This is a genomic window from Candidatus Formimonas warabiya (assembly GCF_002777255.1).
GTDB classification, from domain to species: domain Bacteria; phylum Bacillota; class Dehalobacteriia; order Dehalobacteriales; family Dehalobacteriaceae; genus Formimonas; species Formimonas warabiya.
This window is the reverse complement of the sequence record NZ_CP017634.1, coordinates 2,433,703-2,457,275: the sequence shown is the minus strand read 5'-3', so window position 1 is coordinate 2,457,275 and position 23,573 is coordinate 2,433,703. Positions and strand designations below refer to the sequence as shown.

The following is a 23,573-nucleotide window of genomic DNA, read 5'->3' as shown; positions in this document are numbered from 1 at the left end:
CAGGCTCCTTGTGTGCATATAGAACGAGGGACCTGTCCCCTAGTGTCGCGTACAATTCAAGAGACGACCGTGAAAGCGGCCTGCTGGGAAAAGGCTGGACCTTTGGATTCGAAGGAAGCAGTGAATACAAACCTGGTTGGGAAACTATAAGGTTGCCAAACGGGAGTGTCATGACCTTTTCCAGAAATTCCAGAGGAGACTTTATTGCCGAGGACTCGCGCAGCACTTATGACAGCTATTACCAGATCCTGACTACCAAGGATCAGTATACGTATGGTTTTAATAACAACATTCTTTGGTGGATAAAGGACAGAAATGGAAATCAAATCAACCTCACCATCGATGCCACAACGAAAAGAATTACCAAGATTACCGATCCAGCCCAGCGGGTATTTAATCTCACGTACAACAGCGACGGCTTAATAGAAAGTATTACCGATCCCCTGGGCAGGGTAGTCCGCTATGAGTATGAAAACAAAAAGCTGGTTCGGGCCATTGATCCCATGGGTAAGATCACAAGGTACTCCTATGATGCCAAAGGGTATCTGGCCCAAATAAGGGACAACGACAATAATTTGATTGAATCCATTGTCTATGATACCTCGGCGGGAGATAAAAATGCCAGAGTGGCTCAGATCACAGATGCCTTAGGGAATTCCAGCACTTACACTTATGATACTGAGTACCGCAAGCTGACCGTGAAAGATGTCAACGGAAGAGAAAGCGCAACCTGGTATGACAGTTCCCTCTATCCCATTCAGGTGCAGGAACCGGACGGCAGAAGGACCATGACATTATATAGCCTTGATGCCAAAGGAATAAACAAATTTGGGGAAGAGAAATCCGTTACCGACCGGAATGGAAACAGAACCGCCTATGAAAGAGACAGCCGGGGAAATATCGTGAAAATGGTGAACCCGGATTTTTCGTACAAAGAATTTGCCTACGATGAAAAGAATAACCGGCTTTGGGAGAAAGATGAGAACGGGAAATATACTTTTTATATTTATGATACGAACAAGATCAATCTGTTAAAGGCCGCCCGGCCTTTGAACGGAACGGACCAGTACGCCCCAGGCTGCGACGAATCCAAGTTTGCCATTACTGCCTATAGTTATTATACGGATACGGAAGCCCAGCAATTGGGGTATCAACTTAAAGGACTGCTGAAGTCGGAAACCGATCCGGAAGGAAATATTACCGTCTACACATACGATGCAGCGGGCAACCTTAAGACCGTTACGAACCCGGAAAACGCCGTTACCACATACAGCTACAACCAGATTGGCTGGAAGACAGGAGAAGTATCGCCCAAGCTTTACCAGACCGCCTATGTTTACGACGGCAACGGCCGCATCGAAAAAACAACCCGGCATGGCGGCGAGGTCACCCGGATTACCTATGACAACATGGGGAGAAAGACCAAAGAGGTCTCGGCAAACCTATATAATCCGGCTTTCGACAACCTGGCGAATCATACGTACAGCGGCGATCATGGATCCAGATATGCCTATTACCCCAGCGGGGTGGTGCAGTCTGCAACCGACCCGGAAAACAATAGGACCGCCTATACCTATGATTTATATGGCAATGTGCTCACTGAGACCAAGCCCAACAATGGGGTATACCAGTATGATTATGATGTATTAAACAGGCTTACTGCCGTATATTTTAAAGAAAATGCCGCCGCCTCCCCGGTAGCGCTGGAAAGGTATAGTTACGCCATTCAAGCAAACGGGAGTACCTGGAACACGCAAAAAACCCATACCAGGTTTATTAGCGATACAGAAACCATGGTTACCGTATATACTTATGATTATGCGGGGCGGCTGATCAGGCAGGATAACCCGGATGGGACGTATACTGCCACCGTATACAATGCCAATGGCACCGTAGCTTCTACCACAGATGCCCGGGGCAATACCACCTGCTATAAATATGACGGCTTAAACCGTCAAACAGAACAATGGACCCCGGCGGAAAACATCAGCGGCACCATCAAATACACCTATTCAGGAAAAGTCTATGACAAAGTCGGCAGGGTCAAAGAAGAGAAAACCGGGAAAACCACGGTGGCACTATACGGAGTCCCGGCCAGCTTTGCTACTACTTTCTATACCTATTACCGGGACGGCAGCCTGAAAACCCAAAGCGACAGCGCGGGGAGAAAAACCGAATACCAGTATGACCCGGACGGTTATTTAAGCAAACAAGACGTCTATATAGACGCTACCAACAAAATCACCACCGAATACATCAACAACTATTTCGGAAAACCGACCCAAGAAAAACTCCATGTGCGCCAGGGCGACTTATCCGGGCAGGATTTTGCGAATAATCAGGATGCCGTATTAAGCACAACATATACTTATGACAAAAACGGCAACCTGAAGACAGAAACCCGTCCGGATCATATAGTGATTACATACAATTACGACAACCTGGACCGGCAGACCGGCATCAGCATGCCTGGCCAGGACGAATTCGGCAGCCCGGTAACCATTTCCCATACCAAGAGATTCAACTGGACCGGAAGCATCCTCACGGAAACCGACGCCAATAACCATACCACCACCTACACTTACGACCAGCGGGGCTTCCTCTCTAAAGTAACCGATGCCAAGGGAAAGGTGGCCGCAAGCTACTATGACCGGGCCGGCAGGGTCATTGCCGAAGTATCGCCCAATCATTATGACCCGGCAAAAACCCTGGATCAGATGAACCGGACCGAATACACCTACGATCAAATGTCCCGGATCAAGACCCTGGCATATAAATATATGGATCCGACTACCGGTCAGTGGGCCGGCTATGTGGCCAAAGCCTACAAATACGATGCCAACGGGAATAACGTCAAAGAACTGGATGCCTTGGGCTACGAGGCCGGAACCGGTACTGCGGCAGAAGACAAAATCAATTCCGGTTACGGGACGGAATACACCTATAACCTGGATGGTAAACTGTTGACCGTTCTAGATCCGGAGAACAAAGACAGGGCCTTGGCGTATACTACCAAATATGAGTATGACGGATTAGGCAGAAAAACAAAAGAAACCGATGCCAACGGCAACTACACGGACTATACCTATGACGATGGGGACAATATCCTCATGGTTAAAGTCAACAATCAGACGGTGCAAACCAACACCTATGACCTGGCGGACCGGCTGCTGACCCAGAAAGACGGAAATAACAACACCACAAATTTTGAATACAACGCTTTGGGCCAAATCAGAAAAACAACTCTGCCCGGAGACGCCACCATTCCCGGGAGCAATATCACGTACCAGTATGACGAACTGGGACACGTAAAGAAAAAGACACACTCGGCCGGAATTATAGACCTGTACAGCTATGACAACCAGGGCCGGGAATTGTCCCATAGCCAACAAAAATCCGACGGCACCCAGCTGGTCACAACCACTGTAAAATATGACAAAGCCGGCAACCAAAGATTTGTCACCGACGGCAACAATGCCGCCCAAGAAAACCTCTTTGACGAAGTAAACCGGATGACAGCTTCAAAAATAACCGTCACCAACTTAAACGGCACCCCCCTGCAACAAATCACGACCTACGGGTATGACCATAACGGCAATCAAACCAGCCAAACCGACTGGAAGGGCAATACCTATAGCAATGTTTATGACCCGTTGAACAGGCTGATCCAGAAAATTGATCCTTTCAATAAAACGATAGAAAAACTGGAGTATAACCATAACAGCGTCCAGGTCAAATCATACGACGCCCTAAATAAACTGACCCAATACACCTACGACAAAAACAACCGGCTCTTAAGCACTATAGACCCCTTGAACCACACCACCAGCCAAACCTATGACAACGCCGGAAACATCAAGACCAAAACCGACGGCAGGAACAAGACCACCACTTTCAATTATGACACCTTCAACCGGCTCATATCCGTGGTCAATGCCAAAAATGAAACCACCAGTTACACCTATGACTTAAACGGCAACATGCTCACCCAGACCGACGGCAAAGGCAACGTCACCACCTTTGAATACAACGTGGCCAACAAACCCATCAGAAAAATCGACCATGGGGGCAGAACAGGGACCCCGGGGAATTACACCTATACCCCATCCAAGGTAGAAAGCTACACTTACTATGCCGATGGGAACCTGGCCACCAAGGTAGACCGGAACGGCAACAGCACCACATACACCTATGACGTACACGGGAGAATGCTCACACAGGCGGCCGGTTCCATAAACATTTCCTATACTTACGATGGCAACGGCAACCAGCTTACCATCACGGACAGCACCGGCACCACCACCCGGACCTATGACCAGCTGAACCGGGTCAAAACAAAAATTGTGCCGGGCATCGGCACAATCACCTTCCTCTATGACGATACGGCAGGCCTCAGCCCGGGAAACGCAGGAGAAACCAGTACCGACCCCAAAGGGAACGTCACCAAAAAAATCTTTGACAAAGCAGGGAGACTGGTCAACGTCACCGCCGGGGGACAGACGACCACCTACACATACTACGACAACGGGAACAAACAAAGCACCCAGTATCCTGACGGATCAAGCGAAACATATACCTATTACGACGACAACCTGCTCAACACCCTGGTGAACAAAAAAGCAAACCAGACCGTCATAGACACCTATAGCTACACCTATGATGCCGCCCGCAACCAAACGTCAAAAACAGACGGGAAAGGAACGACCACCTACACCTACGATGACTTAAACCGCCTGGGGAGCGTAAGCGAACCCAACGGCAGGACAACAACCTATACCTACGACGCAGGGGGAAACAGGGCAACGCAAACCGTAGTGTACCAGGGCAATACCGATATCACCACCTATACCTGCAACAACCAAAACCGGTTAACGGGAACTGCCACAACCCGGAACGGAGTCACCACAGAAACAAATGCTTACACCTATGACAATAACGGAAACCAGCTGACGGTAAGTCAAACACCTTACCTCAACGGCGTGCCCCAAACGGCGAAAATAACCAACAGCACCTATGACAGGCTGAACCAGCTCCTCACCACCAGCATGCCGGACGGGACAACCCTCAACAACACCTATAACGGCGAAGGGATCCGGGTAAAAAAGGAAATAAATGGTCAGGTGGCGAAATACTTATATGAAGGCGACCAGATCCTTCTCGAACTGGACAGTGCCGGGAACCAGACAGCAAGGAATATTTGGGGCACCAGTCTTATCTCCAGGAACGTATCCGGAATCACAGCCTACTACATGTACAACGGACATGGAGATGTCACGGCTCTCATCAATTCCGCAGGAACCATTTTAGCTACCTACTACTATGATGCATTCGGGAACATCCCCGAGAGCACGGGAACCATCAACAACCCCTTCAAATATGCGGGCTACCAGCATGATCAGGAGACCGGGTACTACTACCTCATGTCCAGATATTATGATCCGGTAACAGCAAGATTCATCTCAGAAGACACATACAGAGGCAATCCGAATGACCCGTTGAGCTTAAATCTGTATACCTATTGTCATAACGAACCCTTAATGTATACCGACCCGACCGGACATATTGAAAGACCTACACCAAGGAAAGAGGTTAAACCCAAGAAGGACACCAGTCGTAATCAGCATAATAGAGAAGCAGAGATTAAAAGAAAAAAGAAAGAAGCAGAGCAAAAGGCGAAAGAAGAAAGAGAAAAAAATGAAAAATCACAAAAATATCTCGTAAAAAGCGGAGACAACTTAACGAAAATAGGCAAGAAATATGATGTAAGTGTTGCAGATATTTTAAAAGTAAATAAAGATATCAAGGATCCCACAAAAATACAGGTAGGTCAAATAATCAATATTCCGGCTAAAACAGAAAATGCCACAAATACATTGCCAAATCTGGACCAAAAAAATACTGGGGATATAAAAAACCAGGAGATGGGTAAAATTGGCAGTACAAGGGGACCTGAAGATAACTGGGCAATGAGTGGTTACTCTGAGGAGACGGGTAAAAATGAAATAGTTGCTGGTTTGGGTTTACTTACAGTAAAAATATCAAAAAGCAAATATCCTGAATCTGCCCAACACATAGAGGAAGCAATTAGGAATGGATATCCAGATGAAGTAACAATAAACCGCAGTGGTGCTAGTGCTAATCGAGCAGCATCATTAAAAGGATATACAAAGGTTCCTGGTGCCGATCTCGATGAGTATCCTCCAGCAATGTTTAAAGAAGGCGGAAAAGGTGCGAGCGTGAAACCTATTAACTCTTCTGATAATAGGGGAGCCGGAGCAAGTATGGGAGGTCAATTACGTAATTACCCTGATGGAACTACAGTAAAAGTTATCGTTGATGATACAGACAACAAAAATAAAAACGATTCTAACGATGATGATAACAATTCAACAGGAGGCGGCGGCACTGGGTTACCAATAGGTGGAACAGTCGACGATGCTGGCAACGTATATGATAGCAGAGGAAATGTTGTAGGTTATTATGATTATGAAGACAATAAGACATATTTTAAGAATAACTCACTAATTATGATGCCAACAGTGTCACCTAGCGGTGGAGTTAATTTTAATTTTGATTTTAATTACTTTAGATTATGCCCTGTTCGTTAGAAGTGAATAATGGAGCAAAAAAGAAAAATGTAATTTTTGGAAATAAGTAGATCTTTTAATTGTATTTACGTAGATAGCTTCCAAACCCAAATAATATAGAAAGGCATGGGAAAAATGAAATCTCTTAATGAATTGGTAGACCAAAGCAAATCTACATGGTTACTTATACAAGAGTGGATAAGTAAATCAGCCAAGAATATAGAGATAATACCCCCTAACAATTCAGATGCTGGCAAAGTCCTCACAAATTTGCAAGTAACAACAAAATCGGTTTTAGGTTCAACTATTTATTACTCAGGGGGTTTTAAGATTGATAATGGATGGCTTCGTATCCTTGGTTCAGGAAGTGAGAGTATTACCAGAGATGTTTTGACTTGGAATAAAACAGATTCTTGTGGAAAAAGTACGAGGTTACCAGGTGCGTTACTAGTAGCGGATGATGTACTTGGGGGTTTCTATGCCATTAATGGTGATGCTTTTGAAGGCGCTATCGGTAATGTTTATTACTTAGCACCAGATACTTTAAAATGGGAGAGCTTAGATATGCCATATTCAAGTTTTTTGAATTGGGTACTATTAGGTGATACTGATCTGTATTATAGCTCCTTTAGATGGAGGGGATGGGAAAATGAGGTGTTAAGTGTTGGCGGGGATAGTGGCATCCTGTTCTATCCCTTTTTATGGTCAAGTGAAAAAGAGCTTGAATTACGCAGAAGATCTATTGTTCCCATTGAAGAAATATGGAATCTAATGCATGAGTAGATTTTGACGAATAAGAAATAAATTTTTGTAAATGTAATTTTAAAAATAGTGCCGGGAAAAAAATATTTTGAAAAGATAAAGTTACAAAGTTTTCTAGGCTTCAAAACTCTTCAGGAAAAGTGATTTTGGGATGACAGGGCTTTAGTAATGCTCTCTGATGAAAGTGAATAAATAAAACCTACTGTAGAACTAAAATTCTTCATCCAGCACATCCCCGGTATGCCTAAAATAGCGGGGGTGCGGCCACATGGGGCCAAAAAGGGTGCATCGGAGAACTGAAAGAAGATTCAAATGCATGGTCAACGGACGAGAAACCTCTGATGACACAGGGGGGACAGGTTGAAAGCGTCGGGATAAACCGGCATAGAGCAGGGGATGAAAGAGCCCCACGTGAAAGGAGTAGCTGCACCATCACGGCCCCGAGTCATGCGCGGGCGGCCGCGAGGCCGCACGTGAAGCGTTGACAGGGGAAAACGCAGGCCAGATATTGAGCTCCGAAATCACCCATCCGGGATGCTGACCTCGTAACCTGGCAGGGAAGGCAAAACGGTAAGACGGCGACAAGAGCAGCGAGCCGGATACCGGTCCCGCGGAGTCGAAGACCCTGAGCATGCGTAGACACTCTAAACACGGGGGGACAGGTTCCTTGTGTGCAAGAAAAAGATGATAAAACGAGGGACCTGTCCCTTTGTGTCACTAAAAGCGGAGATAACTTAACGAAAATAGGCAAGAAATATGATGTAAGTGTTGCAGATATTTTAAAAGTAAATAAAGATATCAAGGATCCCACAAAAATACAGGTAGGTCAAATAATTAATATTCCGGCTAAAACAGAAAATACAACAAATACATCGCCAAATTTGGACCCAAAAAATACTGGGGATATAAAAAACCAGGAGACGGGTAATAATGAAACTACACGGAATGACCTTTCGTTAAAACAACAACTTCAAGCATTTAATTTTTCGCAGCTACCACTCTATACCTCAGGAGTAACGTATGAATTAACTGGTGATCCTAAAAAGGCAGCTGCAGCTGGCGCTGCTGTTGCTGAAGGTCAAGCAGCGGTTAATGCTGCTAAACAGAAATTAAAGCAAGAAGCAGCTGAAGTGTTCGACGATGTGGCAAATTTCTTTAAATCTGAAGGGGTCGCTAAAGCTGGTTGGAAAGTTGGAGACGACATTTACGCACCAACTGCCAAAGGAAATGCACCCAGTTGGAGCACAGTACGACAAAGGTTCTGGAAAAATGAAGCAGCAAAGGCGAATTCATCGGATATCTACGGGGCAGAAAATATTGATCGAATGAGGAGGGGATTAGCACCTCAAAGATACAACCCAGACAAAGGCGCAATGGAATCAATGGAATTGAGTCACGAACCGATTCCCTTTAGAGATGGTGGTAAGAATTTTGTTCCAAGGTGGCCTCAGGATCATGCTACAGTTGACCCATTCCGCTATCCTGGATACTGATAAAGGAGTGTTTTCATTGGAGAAAACTTTAGCGCAAATACTTTCAGATAAAAAGGGTGGACCGATTGACTACAACGGTAAGAATGTTGTGATGGCGAAGAAGATACCAGTAAAGAGTGGTCAAGAGGTTGAAATCGAAATTTTGCGTTTCAACGGAGACTCGAAACAAGGCTTTGAAGTTTCAATCGACCAAAGGAAAGGGTATATTGAAGTCAATGGACAAAAGCTAAATTCTCCAATTTTCTGGACCGATACAGCTCCAAGAACATTTAGTTTTAAGTGTTTTCCCAAAAAAACAGAAGGGATAATGGGCATCTGGAATGTTTGGAAAAACATTGAGTACAAAGAAAACACTGACGCATGGATAGGAAATGCAGGGTTGTACGTTGAGAGGATTGATGATGAAAAGACAATTCTTCATTGTAGCAATGGTATAGGTGATGTAAACTTTGATGACTTGGTACTTCAAATCAAAATAAAATAGTTGTTTGAAAACGAAGGAGCAATTCACTACAAAAATCCTAACAAAGTGGCTACAGGCAGGGGGGTGACAGGGGGACGGGGTTATCGACAACGTAACACAGACCAGCTAGTCGTTGTCAATAGAATTTCAGAAATATTTTTCAATCAAATTCTGTTGTAGAAAAGAGGGTACAACAAAAAGACCCTCTATAAAACCACAAAGTAGCCGGTCACAAGAGAATGTCGGGAAAAAGCGCGGGGACGGTTCTTTTGCTTGACAAGAACACAGTGAGACAGGTTCCTTGTGTGCAAGTAAAAGATTTATAAAACGAGGGACCTGTCCCCTAGTGTCCAGTCTAGCCCTAAAAAGTGACGGAACCGTGTGGGCTTGGGAGGGAACAACTACTATCAATTAGGAGACGGGTCGTCAGTAACAAGGAAAGCCCCGGTCAAAGCTTATACGGATACAGAAATAATAAGTGCCTCAACGAAAGCAGCTTTTAACATAGCATTAGCCAATGACGGTGATGAGACACAGGGGGGACAGGTTCCTTGTGTGCATATAAAACGAGGGACCTGTCCCCTGACAAAGCCGGCAACCAAAGATTTGTCACCGACGGCAACAATGCCGCCCAAGAAAACCTCTTTGACGAAGTAAACCGGATGACAGCTTCAAAAATAACCGTCACCAACTTAAACGGCACCCCCCTGCAACAAATCACGACCTACGGGTATGACCATAACGGCAATCAAACCAGCCAAACCGACTGGAAGGGCAATACCTATAGCAATGTTTATGACCCGTTGAACAGGCTGATCCAGAAAATTGATCCTTTCAATAAAACGATAGAAAAACTGGAGTATAACCATAACAGCGTCCAGGTCAAATCATACGACGCCCTAAATAAACTGACCCAATACACCTACGACAAAAACAACCGGCTCTTAAGCACTATAGACCCCTTGAACCACACCACCAGCCAAACCTATGACAACGCCGGAAACATCAAGACCAAAACCGACGGCAGGAACAAGACCACCACTTTCAATTATGACACCTTCAACCGGCTCATATCCGTGGTCAATGCCAAAAATGAAACCACCAGTTACACCTATGACTTAAACGGCAACATGCTCACCCAGACCGACGGCAAAGGCAACGTCACCACCTTTGAATACAACGTGGCCAACAAACCCATCAGAAAAATCGACCATGGGGGCAGAACAGGGACCCCGGGGAATTACACCTATACCCCATCCAAGGTAGAAAGCTACACTTACTATGCCGATGGGAACCTGGCCACCAAGGTAGACCGGAACGGCAACAGCACCACATACACCTATGACGTACACGGGAGAATGCTCACACAGGTGGCCGGTTCCATAAACATTTCCTATACTTACGATGGCAACGGCAACCAGCTTACCATCACGGACAGCACCGGCACCACCACCCGGACCTATGACCAGCTGAACCGGGTCAAAACAAAAATTGTGCCGGGCATCGGCACAATCACCTTCCTCTATGACGATACGGCAGGCCTCAGCCCGGGAAACGCAGGAGAAACCAGTACCGACCCCAAAGGGAACGTCACCAAAAAAATCTTTGACAAAGCAGGGAGACTGGTCAACGTCACCGCCGGAGGACAGACGACCACCTACACATACTACGACAACGGGAACAAACAAAGCACCCAGTATCCTGACGGATCAAGCGAAACATATACCTATTACGACGACAACCTGCTCAACACCCTGGTGAACAAAAAAGCAAACCAGACCGTCATAGACACCTATAGCTACACCTATGATGCCGCCCGCAACCAAACGTCAAAAACAGACGGGAAAGGAACGACCACCTACACCTACGATGACTTAAACCGCCTGGGGAGCGTAAGCGAACCCAACGGCAGGACAACAACCTATACCTACGACGCAGGGGGAAACAGGGCAACGCAAACCGTAGTGTACCAGGGCAATACCGATATCACCACCTATACCTGCAACAACCAAAACCGGTTAACGGGAACTGCCACAACCCGGAACGGAGTCACCACAGAAACAAATGCTTACACCTATGACAATAACGGAAACCAGCTGACGGTAAGTCAAACACCTTACCTCAACGGCGTGCCCCAAACGGCGAAAATAACCAACAGCACCTATGACAGGCTGAACCAGCTCCTCACCACCAGCATGCCGGACGGGACAACCCTCAACAACACCTATAACGGCGAAGGGATCCGGGTAAAAAAGGAAATAAATGGTCAGGCGGCGAAATACTTATATGAAGGAGACCAGATCCTACTCGAACTGGACAATGCCGGGAACCAGACAGCAAAGAACATTTGGGGCACCAGTCTTATCTCCAGGAACGTATCCGGAATCACAGCCTACTACATGTACAACGGACATGGGGATGTCACGGCTTTAATCAATTCCGCAGGAACCATTTTAGCTACCTACTACTATGATGCATTCGGGAACATCCCCGAGAGCACGGGAACCATCAACAACCCCTTCAAATATGCGGGCTACCAGCATGATCAGGAGACCGGATACTACTACCTCATGTCTAGATATTATGATCCGGTAACAGCAAGATTCATCTCAGAAGACACATACAGAGGCAATCTGAATGACCCGTTGAGCTTAAATCTGTATACCTATTGTCATAACGAACCCTTAATGTACACAGACCCGACCGGACATATTGAAAGACCTACACCAAAGAAAGAGGTTAAACCCAAAAAGGACACCAGTCGTAATCAGCATATTAAAAAAGCAGAGATTGAAAGAAAAAAGAAAGAAGCAGAGCGAAAGGCGAAAGAAGAAAGAGAAAAAAATGAAAAATCACAAAAATATCTCGTAAAAAGCGGAGACAACTTAACGAAAATAGGCAAGAAATTTGATGTAAGTGTTGCAGATATTTTAAAAGTAAATAAAGATATCAAGGATCCCACAAAAATACAGGTAGGTCAAATAATCAATATTCCGGCTAAAACAGAAAATGCCACAAATACATTGCCAAATCTGGACCCAAAAAATACTGGGGATATAAAAAACCAGGAGACGGGCAAAATTGGCAGTACAAGGGGACCTGAAGATAACTGGGCAATGAGTGGTTACTCTGAGGAGACGGGTAATGCTCCTGCTGAAGACCCTGGACTTCTAAAGACTATTGGTGGATATATTGCAAAGCCATTTGTAGCTCTGAATGATTTTATGAGAGAGTCACGGGAAGACCAAGAAGCAAGGCAAGAAAAATCTGATTTGCAAACATATGAATGGGCTCAAAGTTTAGCGAAGAAAAATTTAAGTGGACAAGAAAGTGACCCTAATTACTCACAAAAACTTCAGAATGAAACCAATAGAATATTTAATACAGAAAAACTCCTTGAAGGCGGAATTGAAGTAGGTATATATATTGGTGCTGGTGGTGTAAAATCTAATGCAGAGGGAACGGTTAACTCTGTAGGAAAAGGACCATTCAAGGCAGGAGAAATGTTTGAATCTTCTTTCAAAACTAAAAATGGAGTAGAGATTGGAGGACTTGCAGATGTAGAAGTCAATGGGACTTCGCTAACGTTGAAGGATGTTTCGGTATATTCTAATCAAGGCAATATACCCAATGCTGTAGGAGCAAGAGATATATTTCAATGGCAGAAGCAGGTATCTCAAATGGCAAAGGAACAAGGTTTTACAGAACTTAAAATACAAGGCGTTCGTGTTCCAGGTTCAACATCAGCGAATCCAGGTAAGGTTGTAGATTATACTATTGACTTAACAAAATTGAAATGAGGGCTATTAGATGAATGAGTTAGTTAAACTTTTTACGGATGAAGAACTTGAAGAACTTGAGGTTTTTAGAGATGGAACGGAAGCTATGAGTGTTGAAGGGAAAGAGATTGTTTGCTTTCAATTATTGCACCAATTGATTAACGAAAATGTATCAATATCAACAATTTCAAAGGATGAATTGTTAACTGCATATGCTCAATTAAAAGGTTTTAAGGAGATTAGTAGTTCTCTCGGAATTTTTGATACGAGCTTACTGGAGAGTATAGTAAACAAATCGAAGAAATTAATCTCTGAAGAGATAGAAACAAGAAAGTAAAAAGATGAAAGAGTGAGGTCACAAAGTTTCGGCTGATGTGACCTATCTTTTTGTCTTTCGATAAGTAGACATAACATTACATAATGCGCAACTCGTATATGGGTATACTGTAAATTACTAAATTACCATTTTGGTGTTGACGAAATCATCAAAAATCATATTTGATTTTTGTATTAATTATATACGTCATGAAAACTAAAGACAGTTATATTGAAAGACGCTACAAGCCTGTTAAGGGAATGTCGAGGGGACGGAGTAGTTGACAACATCCTTAAGTTCTCAAGGTGTCAATAACCCCGTCCCCTCGACATCCCCCACCTATGATGCCGCCCACAACCAAACGTCAAAAACAGATGGGAAAGGAACGACCACCTACACCTACGATGACTTAAACCGCCTGGGGAGCGTCACCGAACCCAACGGCAGGACAACAACCTATACCTACGACGCAGGGGGAAACAGGGCAACGCAAACCGTAGTGTACCAGGGCAATACCGATATCACCACCTATACCTGCAACAACCAAAACCGGTTAACGGGAACCGCCACAAGCCGAAACGGAGTCACCACAGAAACAAATGCTTACACCTATGACAATAACGGAAACCAGCTGACGGTAAGCCAAACACCTTACCTCAACGGCGTGCCCCAAACGGCAAAAATAACCAACAGCACCTATGACAGACTAAACCAGCTCCTTACCACCGGCATGCCGGACGGGACAACCCTCAACAACACCTATAACGGCGAAGGGATCCGGGTAAAAAAGGAAATAAATGGTCAGGCGGCGAAATACTTATATGAAGGAGACCAGATCCTACTCGAACTGGACAATGCCGGGAACCAGACAGCAAAGAACATTTGGGGCACCAGTCTTATCTCCAGGAACGTATCCGGAATCACAGCCTACTACATGTACAACGGACATGGGGATGTCACGGCTTTAATCAATTCCGCAGGAACCATTTTAGCTACCTACTACTATGATGCATTCGGGAACATCCCCGAGAGCACGGGAACCATCAACAACCCCTTCAAATATGCGGGCTACCAGCATGATCAGGAGACCGGATACTACTACCTCATGTCTAGATATTATGATCCGGTAACAGCAAGATTCATCTCAGAAGACACATACAGAGGCAATCTGAATGACCCGTTGAGCTTAAATCTGTATACCTATTGTCATAACGAACCCTTAATGTACACAGACCCGACCGGACATATTGAAAGACCTACACCAAAGAAAGAGGTTAAACCCAAAAAGGACACCAGTCGTAATCAGCATATTAAAAAAGCAGAGATTGAAAGAAAAAAGAAAGAAGCAGAGCGAAAGGCGAAAGAAGAAAGAGAAAAAAATGAAAAATCACAAAAATATCTCGTAAAAAGCGGAGACAACTTAACGAAAATAGGCAAGAAATTTGATGTAAGTGTTGCAGATATTTTAAAAGTAAATAAAGATATCAAGGATCCCACAAAAATACAGGTAGGTCAAATAATCAATATTCCGGCTAAAACAGAAAATGCCACAAATACATTGCCAAATCTGGACCCAAAAAATACTGGGGATATAAAAAACCAGGAGACGGGCAAAATTGGCAGTACAAGGGGACCTGAAGATAACTGGGCAATGAGTGGTTACTCTGAGGAGACGGGTAATGCTCCTGCTGAAGACCCTGGACTTCTAAAGACTATTGGTGGATATATTGCAAAGCCATTTGTAGCTCTGAATGATTTTATGAGAGAGTCACGGGAAGACCAAGAAGCAAGGCAAGAAAAATCTGATTTGCAAACATATGAATGGGCTCAAAGTTTAGCGAAGAAAAATTTAAGTGGACAAGAAAGTGACCCTAATTACTCACAAAAACTTCAGAATGAAACCAATAGAATATTTAATACAGAAAAACTCCTTGAAGGCGGAATTGAAGTAGGTATATATATTGGTGCTGGTGGTGTAAAATCTAATGCAGAGGGAACGGTTAAGGTTGAATTTAAAGGGAAAACCGTTACTCAAAATAACAACTTGTTTGATCCAAAAGCTGTTGATAAACAAGGTAGAACCAATATTCAGAGAATGGAGGAAGGTCTTGCTCCGATTGGCCATGATGGAAAATCTGTAAACGTTCACCATATCGACCAAACTAATAATGGTCCATTAATGGAGATATCAGGTTGTAGAACGGCACTTTGACATCGGGTCAAACAGCAGATTAAAATTCCCATGAAACCCGGAAAAACAGCACTTAATTATTCGATGCAGCACAATATTACCGAGAAAACTGCACAAACATGCAGAAAAAATAAGAAGGACCATGATACAAGCCCATGGTCAGAAGATAAGCTGTATAAAATTGTTAGCTTTGAGTGTGCGAAGTGCTTCGGCGACAGTGACGGCATCCACATTGTTCATGATTGAAGCAAGACGCTCCTTGTTCCAGAAATAATTGCTATAATCGGCGAGTTCAGACCCCACATTAAAAGCAGGAATACTAATGAAAGCGCCGGTAATATATTTACCAACAATAAAGACAAAACCACTACGGCTGCTGATATAGATTTCATAGTGGCTGCCGTAGTTAACAAGATGGGTAACGGCTCCGGACCAATGCTCAAGGTGTCTGCCTACCTACTCATAGCACTCAAAGCGAACAGGAAAAAAAGATTTTATGGACATCTTGGAACCTCCTTAACTTAGGGCCAGATTGTTGCTGGCCGCTAGAATAATTTCGGTATCAATGGTAGTTTTCCGGAGTTGCGTACCAAGAATCAAGGCATTGGTCATGAGGCTGTTGATGAGACGAGGTGTGCCTTGGCAAAAGTTAGCAACAGCAAGAGCAGCGGGTTCATTTATTAGAGTGCGGGCGCCACCAGCAGCTTCAATCCGGGAATAAATATAATCTTTCGCTTCCCCGGAGGAAAGCCCCTCGTAGTTGTAGTGAACGACAATGCGTTGTTTGAGAGATTCATGAACCGGTTTTTGGAGGATAGAGGTAAGATAGGGTTGTCCAATGAAGATAAGAGCAAAGCAATCCAGGCTACGAAATGGACATTCATGAGCATCTTAATATCCCGAAAGATGCCGGCATTTAAATACTGACTTTCATCGATGGCAAGAATAAAGGTTTTGTGTTTCTCCTTTAACAGGTGAAAAAGACGTTCTTGAATGTTTCTAAACATTACGGTTTTCTTGGAACTGTAGTCCAAGCCCAGTTCAAAGGAGAACTGAAGGTAGAATTCGGAAACACTAACCGTAGAAAGGCAAATATAAGAAAGTTGAAATAGGTTAGGGTTCAGGTTTTTCGCAAAACAGCGCAAAGCAAAGGTTTTGCCCATACCGGGAGGGGCGGTAAAAAGACCAATACCCCGGGTGTTTTTAAGATAATCAAGACGGGAAAGCATCTGTTGATAGTCCCTGGACTGAAAGGCATGGTTTTCCTGAAGGGACTTATCAAAGGGATTAAAGGTAAGACCGTAAAAAGATTTAAACATCAGAGGAACCTCCCATTTTAGAATAATCAATGGCATGGGTATTATTGCGTTTAGTGCGCCCGTTTTCCACCCGGTTGGTGGGGCGGATCGGATAATGATGGCCTTCAAAAAAGATGTAAGCATCTTGCATGCGGTCGGGAAGGAAGCGGATCTCAACCTTAGATCGGATGAACTGCATGGGGACATCAAAAGAAAGAGAGCCAATGGAGACGGTGGCATCAAGATTGACCTTTCTGGTAATGCGGTTCATGAAGCACTCATCAAGCCAATCCTGACTTTTAGGAATACGGACATGGTGGATGCCCTGCTGGTAGCGTTCCATGGGCGTCCCACCGATAGTGCGATTGAAAGAGGTGTTGCGTTTACGGACATAATCGGCAAGTAAGCGATTAAGTTCTTCCAGGGAAGAAACTTCAGAAGGATCAAAGCCATTGAGCCAAGTATCCTTAATGGTGCGAAAGCTTCTTTCTACCTTGGCTTTGGAAGCCCCATCGCGGACAGGTGTATGGATTTTGACAATACCGAGGGAACCACAGATTAATGAAAGTTGTGCATTGGCATAGGTTGAACCGTTATCAAGATAAAGTTTATTACAGAGTCCATAACGGGCAACGGCATCCTTCAAAACAAGTTGAAAGTTATAGGCATTGTCGTTGTAAAAGAAACGGGCTCCGACAATTAGGCGGGAATGATCATCCACTACATGGATGAGATAAGTACGCCTGAGTTTTCCATCCTCTTTGATATAAGCGGTGTAAGAGGTGTCGGCTTGATACATGCCGCCGGGATAGGCCTCCTCAAAAGCTTTACGGTCTTTCTGGTTGGGATTAACAGCAGTCCTTAAGTCGTTGTGCTTGATAAAACGCTGGACGCTGGAAAGAGAAACATCGGACTGGTTGATGAAACCATCTTCAATAAGCTTATGGTAGATCAGGGTGGCGTTGATCCTGGGAAACATCTCCTTCAGACGGTAGATTTCAGAAATGGCTCGTTCGTTAAGGGTGCGTGGCTTTCCGGCATCGCGGCGTTTTTGGGGCATCAGGCCATCCATACCCAGCTTGAGGTAGTACTCCTCCCACTTTTCCAAAGTTTTAGGATTGTAGCGCATGGTTCGGCCGTCAGGCAGGGTCAACTCATTTTCCGTGATCCTGCGGTAATAAGCAGTCTTGGAGGGATCGGAAAAGATACCTTGGATGACGGGAGCAATCAAGGCAAAGCGGAAATAGGCCATTTCGATGGCGGCTTGGTCATTAAATTGTCGTTTCATAGTTAAAACACCTCCTAAAACCATGATAATAGGGAAGCAGGGCTCAAACCATGACGGAAATATGTGAAAAGAGAAAAATAAGATAGGGCGTTCATCAGGCCGAACTAAAGTGTGCGGTTTTGGTAACACCTTGCAGAAACGACTGGGTCTGATTTTGGAAAAAGATCGCCAGATGGTCCGAGGTGGTAAGAGAAGGCAATGAAGATAGGAAAGAGAGGGGCTTTGTGGCAGCGTCTTCTATGATACCGAGCCAAAGTTTTTTATGGATGAGAAAGAGACGCTTCCAAGCATAGAGTGTGGAGGTGGCAATCATATATTTGTCACAGAGCTCCTGGACTGTCATATGGGATAGGTAATAATCCCGCAGGACGGCCAGGATAAAAATCAGACTATAAGAACCATATGGAATAATGATTTCAGGTAAAATGGCATGAGTATGTCTACAGGATGAACAGATTATTCTAGTGATCATAATCCTATAGGTAACAGGAAAACCCTTTTCAAAGGAAATAAGATCACGTTCATAGGAAGCGAATTCCGACCAAAGGGGATGTTTAGCTCTACAGTAAGGACAGGGGAAAACCAGCGTTTTGAGCTTCTCTTTTGAAAAGTCCCGCATCGCTTCTGTAAACATCCCCTGAGCAGAAAACTTCATGAAATTCAGCTTGCAAAAAATCGTAAATACTCTTATCATAGTTTTTGTATAGTGCAATGTGTTAAAGCACAAAGCAACAGAAAGAGAAAGAGTGTTAGGCGGGCAAGCATAACGGACTCTTTCTCTTTTTATTTATATGTTTTTTTAATAATAAGGGGAAAAAAGTGATGGGTCAATAGAAACCGATAGTTATGTGCCGGATTTTACGACAAGATATGATCGGATAGAAGGATACAGGTGGAAATATAATTTGCAGTTTTAACGTTGTACCGGGGAAAAACAAATCGGCGTACTACAATCAGGTTCAAGCCATCAGCAAGGATATAGTAACTTACATCAAAATACAGGCCAATCACCTTCCCTGATTAATAGAAATGAGTTTAATCAATGGAGAAATGATTATTGGGAGTGGAGATCAAATGATTTCAAATAATGCATAGGAGGAATCTTTATGAGTTATCAAAATTTTGAAAAGGCCATAGAGCTAGCTAAACAATGTAAATTTTATCGAACAATTGGAGGGGAACCAGATGAAGTAATAACAAAATCTGAAACACTTTTGAATATAAAATTTTCAATACAAAACCAAAGATTTTATGTTAAATTAGGATATCTATCTTTTTATGGACATGAAATCTATGGAATTGACCCAAATGATCTATTTGGTACATTAGAAGGCAATTCAGTTGCTTATGCATTGCATGACAGAAAAGAATATAACCTCCCCAAAGAATGGTTACCAATTTACTTTTTTGATGATGGCTATATGGGCTATTTGGACTATAGTCAACTAAACGAAGATGGAGAACCTCCTGTGATCGTTGCTATATATGATGGCGAGAAATATGTTATTACTGAAAAAATAGCGGAAGATTTGGGAGATTTCATCTTGCGATTGGTTGAAGAACAGTTAGCAAGGCAGTAATTTGGTAATAAGGGAACACGGGGGGACAGGTTGCTTGTGTGCAAGAAAAAGATGATAAAACGAGGGACCTGTCCCTTTGTTTGTGTGTCAAAAAAATCTTTAACAAAGCAGGGAGACTGGTCAACGTCACCGCCGGAGGACAGACGACCACCTACACATACTACGACAACGGGAACAAACAAAGCACTTTGTATCCTGACGGATCAAGCGAAACCTATACCTATTACGACGACAACCTGCTCAACACCCTGGTAAACAAAAAAGCAAACCAGACCGTCATAGACACCTATAGCTACACCTATGATGCCGCCCACAACCAAACGTCAAAAACAGATGGGAAAGGAACGACCACCTACACCTACGATGACTTAAACCGCCTGGGGAGCGTCACCGAACCCAACGGCAGGACAACAACCTATACCTACGACGCAGGGGGAAACAGGGCAACGCAAACCGTAGTGTACCAGGGCAATACCGATATCACCACCTATACCTGCAACAACCAAAACCGGTTAGCGGGAACCGCCACAACCCGGAACGGAGTCACCACAGAAACAAATGCTTACACCTATGACAATAACGGAAACCAGCTGACGGTAAGTCAAACACCTTACCTCAACGGCGTGCCCCAAACGGCGAAAATAACCAACAGCACCTATGACAGGCTGAACCAGCTCCTCACCACCAGCATGCCGGACGGGACAACCCTCAACAACACCTATAACGGCGAAGGGATCCGGGTAAAAAAGGAAATAAATGGTCAGGCGGCGAAATACTTATATGAAGGAGACCAGATCCTACTCGAACCGGACAATGCCGGGAACCAGACAGCAAGGAACATTTGGGGCACCAGTCTTATCTCCAGGAACGTATCCGGAATCACAGCCTACTACATGTACAACGGACATGGGGATGTCACAGCTCTCATCAATTCCGCAGGAACCATTTTAGCTACCTACTACTATGATGCATTCGGGAACATCCCCGAGAGCACGGGAACCATCAACAACCCCTTCAAATATGCGGGCTACCAGCATGATCAGGAGACCGGGTACTACTACCTCATGTCCAGATATTATGATCCGGTAACAGCAAGATTCATCTCAGAAGACACATACAGAGGCAATCCGAATGACCCGTTGAGCTTAAATCTATATACCTATTGTCATAACGAACCCTTAATGTATACCGACCCGACCGGACATATTGAAAGACCTACACCAAAGAAAGAGGTTAAACCTGAAGATCTATCCAAAAAGGACACCAGCCGTAATCAGCATAATAGAAAAGAAGAAATTGAAAGAAAAAAGAAAGAAGCAGAGCGAAAGGCGAAAGAAGAAAGAGAAAAAAATGAAAAATCACAAAAATATCTCGTAAAAAGCGGAGACAACTTAACGAAAATAGGTAAGAAATTTGATGTAAGTGTTGCAGATATTTTAAAAGTAAATAAAGATATCAAGGATCCCGCAAAAATCCAGGTAGGTCAAATAATTAATATTCCGGCTAAAACAGAAAATACAACAAATACATCGCCAAATTTGGACCAAAAAAATACTGGGGATATAAAAAGCCAGGAGACGGGTAAAATTGGCAGTACAAGGGGACCTGAAGATAACTGGGCAATGAGTGGTTACTCTGAGGAGACGGGTAATGCTCCTGCTGAAGACCCTGGACTTCTAAAGACTATTGGTGGATATATTGCAAAGCCATTTGTAGCTCTGAATGATTTTATGAGAGAGTCACGGGAAGACCAAGAAGCAAGGCAAGAAAAATCTGATTTGCAAACATATGAATGGGCTCAAAGTTTAGCGAAGAAAAATTTAAGTGGACAAGAAAGTGACCCTAATTACTCACAAAAACTTCAGAATGAAACCAATAGAATATTTAATACAGAAAAACTCCTTGAAGGCGGAATTGAAGTAGGTATATATATTGGTGCTGGTGGTGTAAAATCTAATGCAGAGGGAACGGTTAAGGCTCCAAATGTTAATACGAAAGTAATAAATGCTCCAGAAGTAAAGGCACCTAATGCTATTAAGTCAAGCGAAGTCACTAATAGATGGAATAGCTACTTGGGAGAAAACACAACAAATATTAACCCTAGAACTGGTCAAGTGGACCCCAATAGAATTTTTTCAGCAGACGGTACAAAGAGTGTTCGTTTTGATAGCCATGAAATGAACAGTATGGGAACACCAAAATTCCATTATCACGAAGAAACATGGACATATGACGCTGTAAATGACACAATGACAGTTACGAATACTCTCCAAAGAATTAAATAGCAGTAGAAAGGTGGTGCAGAAATGAGAGTAAAGGTTATGGAAACTATTAATCAATCGCAAGGGTTACAAGTAATTTTTTCCACAGAGTACGGAAATGCTACTGCCTTGTGGAGTGGAAATGAACCTCAAATAAGCAAAGAATACTTTGTTGAACTCGAAGTGCCAGGTGTTTTATATTGGCAAAAAGATATCACTGTTTCGGAAGAAGAGTGTGGCATTGCATTAAAAAGTGGCATGGTTCACTTAGTTGGTCTTTTTGAATCTATAGAAGATGATGGATATACTGTAATCAGACTTGGTGATAGTATTATATCTATCGAAACACAGGGAGACCCACCTGAAACAGGAAGCAATGTAAAACTCACTACGAATAACTTGTTGCTCTATGAGGTAAATTATTAATGATTTCATGAAATATAGGTCACACAGTTTTGGCTGATGTGGCCTTTCTTCTTGCTATTCAAATTGACATAAAATTGGGAAAATGCAACCGATAGAGCGCATGCTTTTTATACCACATTTATATTTGTCATAGTATCTTTTATGCAGCACATAAAAACAGCTTATATTAAAGGCTATGCGGTCTGAAAAGAATGAGCAAATGAAGAACGGCAAAAACAATAGATAGCTGTCAGCATCTTTAAGAGGCTTTAATAGCCACCTTAAAGACCACCTTTTAAACGCCAACAAATGGCCACTTGCACTCTATCTCGACCACCTATCCGACACACTATCGTTCATAGCAACCACCTATGCCAAATGCCACAGCCCGCATTGCGGGCTGGTGTAATCCGAGGGGAGGTCGCTTGCGACCACCCCTCTTTAACCTGCATCAAAATAAACCAGTAGTTTTAGTAAAAAAACAGGCATGATAGGGAAAAGCCACTTTGCTCAAATTGCCCTCAATTCTCTTCAAATTCACTGGTAGGTGTATTTCTCAGCCTATGTCTCAAAATCCAAAACAGGGGTAACACGTCGCCACACAAGGGCAAGGAAGTTGATGACTGAAAACATGCTGTACGGATCAATTCCTTTTGCCCGGTTTCTGCTCAGTTCATGAGGCACAGCCCATCCCCCATGGTTCATGGTGAACCATATCTTGACCGATATTTTTGCCCATGCTAAAATGGGGGCAGCCGGGGGTTTAAGGTAAGCGATTAAAAACAAAGTGCCTTAAAACACGAATTCAAATCGGCTATAATGGTAACCATCAACTTCGGATTAATTTTTGCATTCAGTCTGTACCCGTGGGGACCAAGGCATCAGTTCTTCCAAGGTCTCCGGATCATTCCGGTAATCCGTATTCGGCATATACAAAAGCAGATAGTTCAGGTAAGTATATACATTAAGCCCATTTGCCTTGGCAGTCTCTACAATGCTATATACTGCTGCACTTGCTGAAGCACCCTTTGGGGTGTCGGCGAAAAGCCAGTTTTTTCTTCCCAGGACGAAGGGGCGGATGCTGTTTTCAGCAAGATATCCTAACATTAGGATATACAGCCTTATCCTCATTTTTAGAAAATCCTCAGGT

At 43.8% G+C, this 23,573-nt stretch carries 15 protein-coding genes and 2 pseudogenes; 11 read left to right on the top strand and 6 right to left on the bottom strand.

The window, feature by feature from the left end:
- Positions 1-8 precede the first annotated feature (8 nt).
- The 7 genes from DCMF_RS11450 to DCMF_RS11420 all read left to right on the top strand — a co-directional run bounded on the left by DCMF_RS11450 (position 9) and on the right by DCMF_RS11420 (position 15,612).
- Positions 9-6,608, top strand: coding sequence for an RHS repeat-associated core domain-containing protein (locus tag DCMF_RS11450; RefSeq protein WP_148134550.1), 6,600 nt, complete (start codon positions 9-11; stop codon positions 6,606-6,608).
- 105 nt (positions 6,609-6,713) lie between these two features.
- Positions 6,714-7,370: a DUF2625 family protein gene (locus DCMF_RS11445; protein WP_236860249.1), complete on the top strand. Its 657-nt coding sequence runs from the start codon at positions 6,714-6,716 to the stop codon at positions 7,368-7,370.
- A gap of 650 nt (positions 7,371-8,020) precedes the next feature.
- The gene (locus DCMF_RS11440; RefSeq protein WP_148134549.1) at positions 8,021-8,842 is read left to right on the top strand and encodes a LysM peptidoglycan-binding domain-containing protein; all 822 of its coding nucleotides are present in this window, start codon (positions 8,021-8,023) and stop codon (positions 8,840-8,842) included.
- A 16-nt stretch (positions 8,843-8,858) separates the two neighbouring features.
- On the top strand, positions 8,859-9,326 hold the full coding sequence (locus DCMF_RS11435; RefSeq protein WP_148134548.1) for a hypothetical protein: 468 nt from the start codon (positions 8,859-8,861) through the stop codon (positions 9,324-9,326).
- Positions 9,327-9,856: 530 nt separating this feature from the next.
- Entirely contained in the window at positions 9,857-13,105 is a 3,249-nt protein-coding gene (locus DCMF_RS11430; RefSeq protein WP_148134547.1) for an RHS repeat-associated core domain-containing protein, read from the top strand.
- Between the two features lie 10 nt (positions 13,106-13,115).
- The gene (locus DCMF_RS11425; protein WP_148134546.1) at positions 13,116-13,421 is read left to right on the top strand and encodes a hypothetical protein; all 306 of its coding nucleotides are present in this window, start codon (positions 13,116-13,118) and stop codon (positions 13,419-13,421) included.
- Positions 13,422-13,899: 478 nt separating this feature from the next.
- Positions 13,900-15,612 carry an RHS repeat-associated core domain-containing protein gene (locus DCMF_RS11420; RefSeq protein WP_236860325.1) on the top strand — a complete coding sequence of 571 codons (1,713 nt, stop codon included), beginning with the start codon at positions 13,900-13,902 and terminating at the stop codon, positions 15,610-15,612.
- Positions 15,613-15,750: 138 nt separating this feature from the next.
- Here DCMF_RS11420 and DCMF_RS30490 read toward each other — a convergent pair.
- From DCMF_RS30490 to DCMF_RS30485, 4 genes and pseudogenes are all read right to left on the bottom strand, one after another.
- Positions 15,751-16,023, bottom strand: a pseudogene (locus DCMF_RS30490) (DUF6618 family protein); the annotation flags it as partial.
- A 248-nt stretch (positions 16,024-16,271) separates the two neighbouring features.
- Positions 16,272-16,910, bottom strand: coding sequence for an ATP-binding protein (locus DCMF_RS11415; RefSeq protein ID WP_236860248.1), 639 nt, complete (start codon positions 16,908-16,910; stop codon positions 16,272-16,274).
- Positions 16,903-18,177, bottom strand: coding sequence for a DDE-type integrase/transposase/recombinase (locus tag DCMF_RS11410; protein WP_148134544.1), 1,275 nt, complete (start codon positions 18,175-18,177; stop codon positions 16,903-16,905). The genes DCMF_RS11415 and DCMF_RS11410 overlap by 8 nt, the downstream gene beginning before the upstream one ends.
- A gap of 94 nt (positions 18,178-18,271) precedes the next feature.
- Positions 18,272-18,796 (bottom strand): DUF6431 domain-containing protein, encoded by a 525-nt coding sequence (locus DCMF_RS30485; protein WP_418219648.1) that lies wholly within the window; start codon positions 18,794-18,796, stop codon positions 18,272-18,274.
- A gap of 319 nt (positions 18,797-19,115) precedes the next feature.
- On the opposite strand from DCMF_RS30485, the gene DCMF_RS30480 reads away from it, so the two are divergent.
- Genes DCMF_RS30480 through DCMF_RS11385 form a run of 4 tightly spaced genes read left to right on the top strand, consistent with a single transcriptional unit; the run spans position 19,116 to position 22,444 of the window.
- Positions 19,116-19,265 carry an HNH/ENDO VII family nuclease gene (locus tag DCMF_RS30480; RefSeq protein WP_148137855.1) on the top strand — a complete coding sequence of 50 codons (150 nt, stop codon included), beginning with the start codon at positions 19,116-19,118 and terminating at the stop codon, positions 19,263-19,265.
- Between the two features lie 18 nt (positions 19,266-19,283).
- A complete protein-coding gene (locus tag DCMF_RS11395; protein WP_148134542.1) occupies positions 19,284-19,757 on the top strand; it encodes an SMI1/KNR4 family protein in 474 nt (157 codons plus the stop codon).
- 38 nt (positions 19,758-19,795) lie between these two features.
- Positions 19,796-22,042 carry an RHS repeat-associated core domain-containing protein gene (locus DCMF_RS11390; protein ID WP_148134541.1) on the top strand — a complete coding sequence of 749 codons (2,247 nt, stop codon included), beginning with the start codon at positions 19,796-19,798 and terminating at the stop codon, positions 22,040-22,042.
- Positions 22,043-22,063: 21 nt separating this feature from the next.
- Positions 22,064-22,444 (top strand): hypothetical protein, encoded by a 381-nt coding sequence (locus DCMF_RS11385; protein ID WP_148134540.1) that lies wholly within the window; start codon positions 22,064-22,066, stop codon positions 22,442-22,444.
- 540 nt (positions 22,445-22,984) lie between these two features.
- Here DCMF_RS11385 and DCMF_RS30085 read toward each other — a convergent pair.
- Positions 22,985-23,107: a hypothetical protein gene (locus tag DCMF_RS30085; protein WP_257790957.1), complete on the bottom strand. Its 123-nt coding sequence runs from the start codon at positions 23,105-23,107 to the stop codon at positions 22,985-22,987.
- 156 nt (positions 23,108-23,263) lie between these two features.
- Positions 23,264-23,518: pseudogene (locus DCMF_RS11380) on the bottom strand (transposase domain-containing protein); the annotation flags it as partial.
- Between the last annotated feature and the right edge of the window lie 55 nt (positions 23,519-23,573).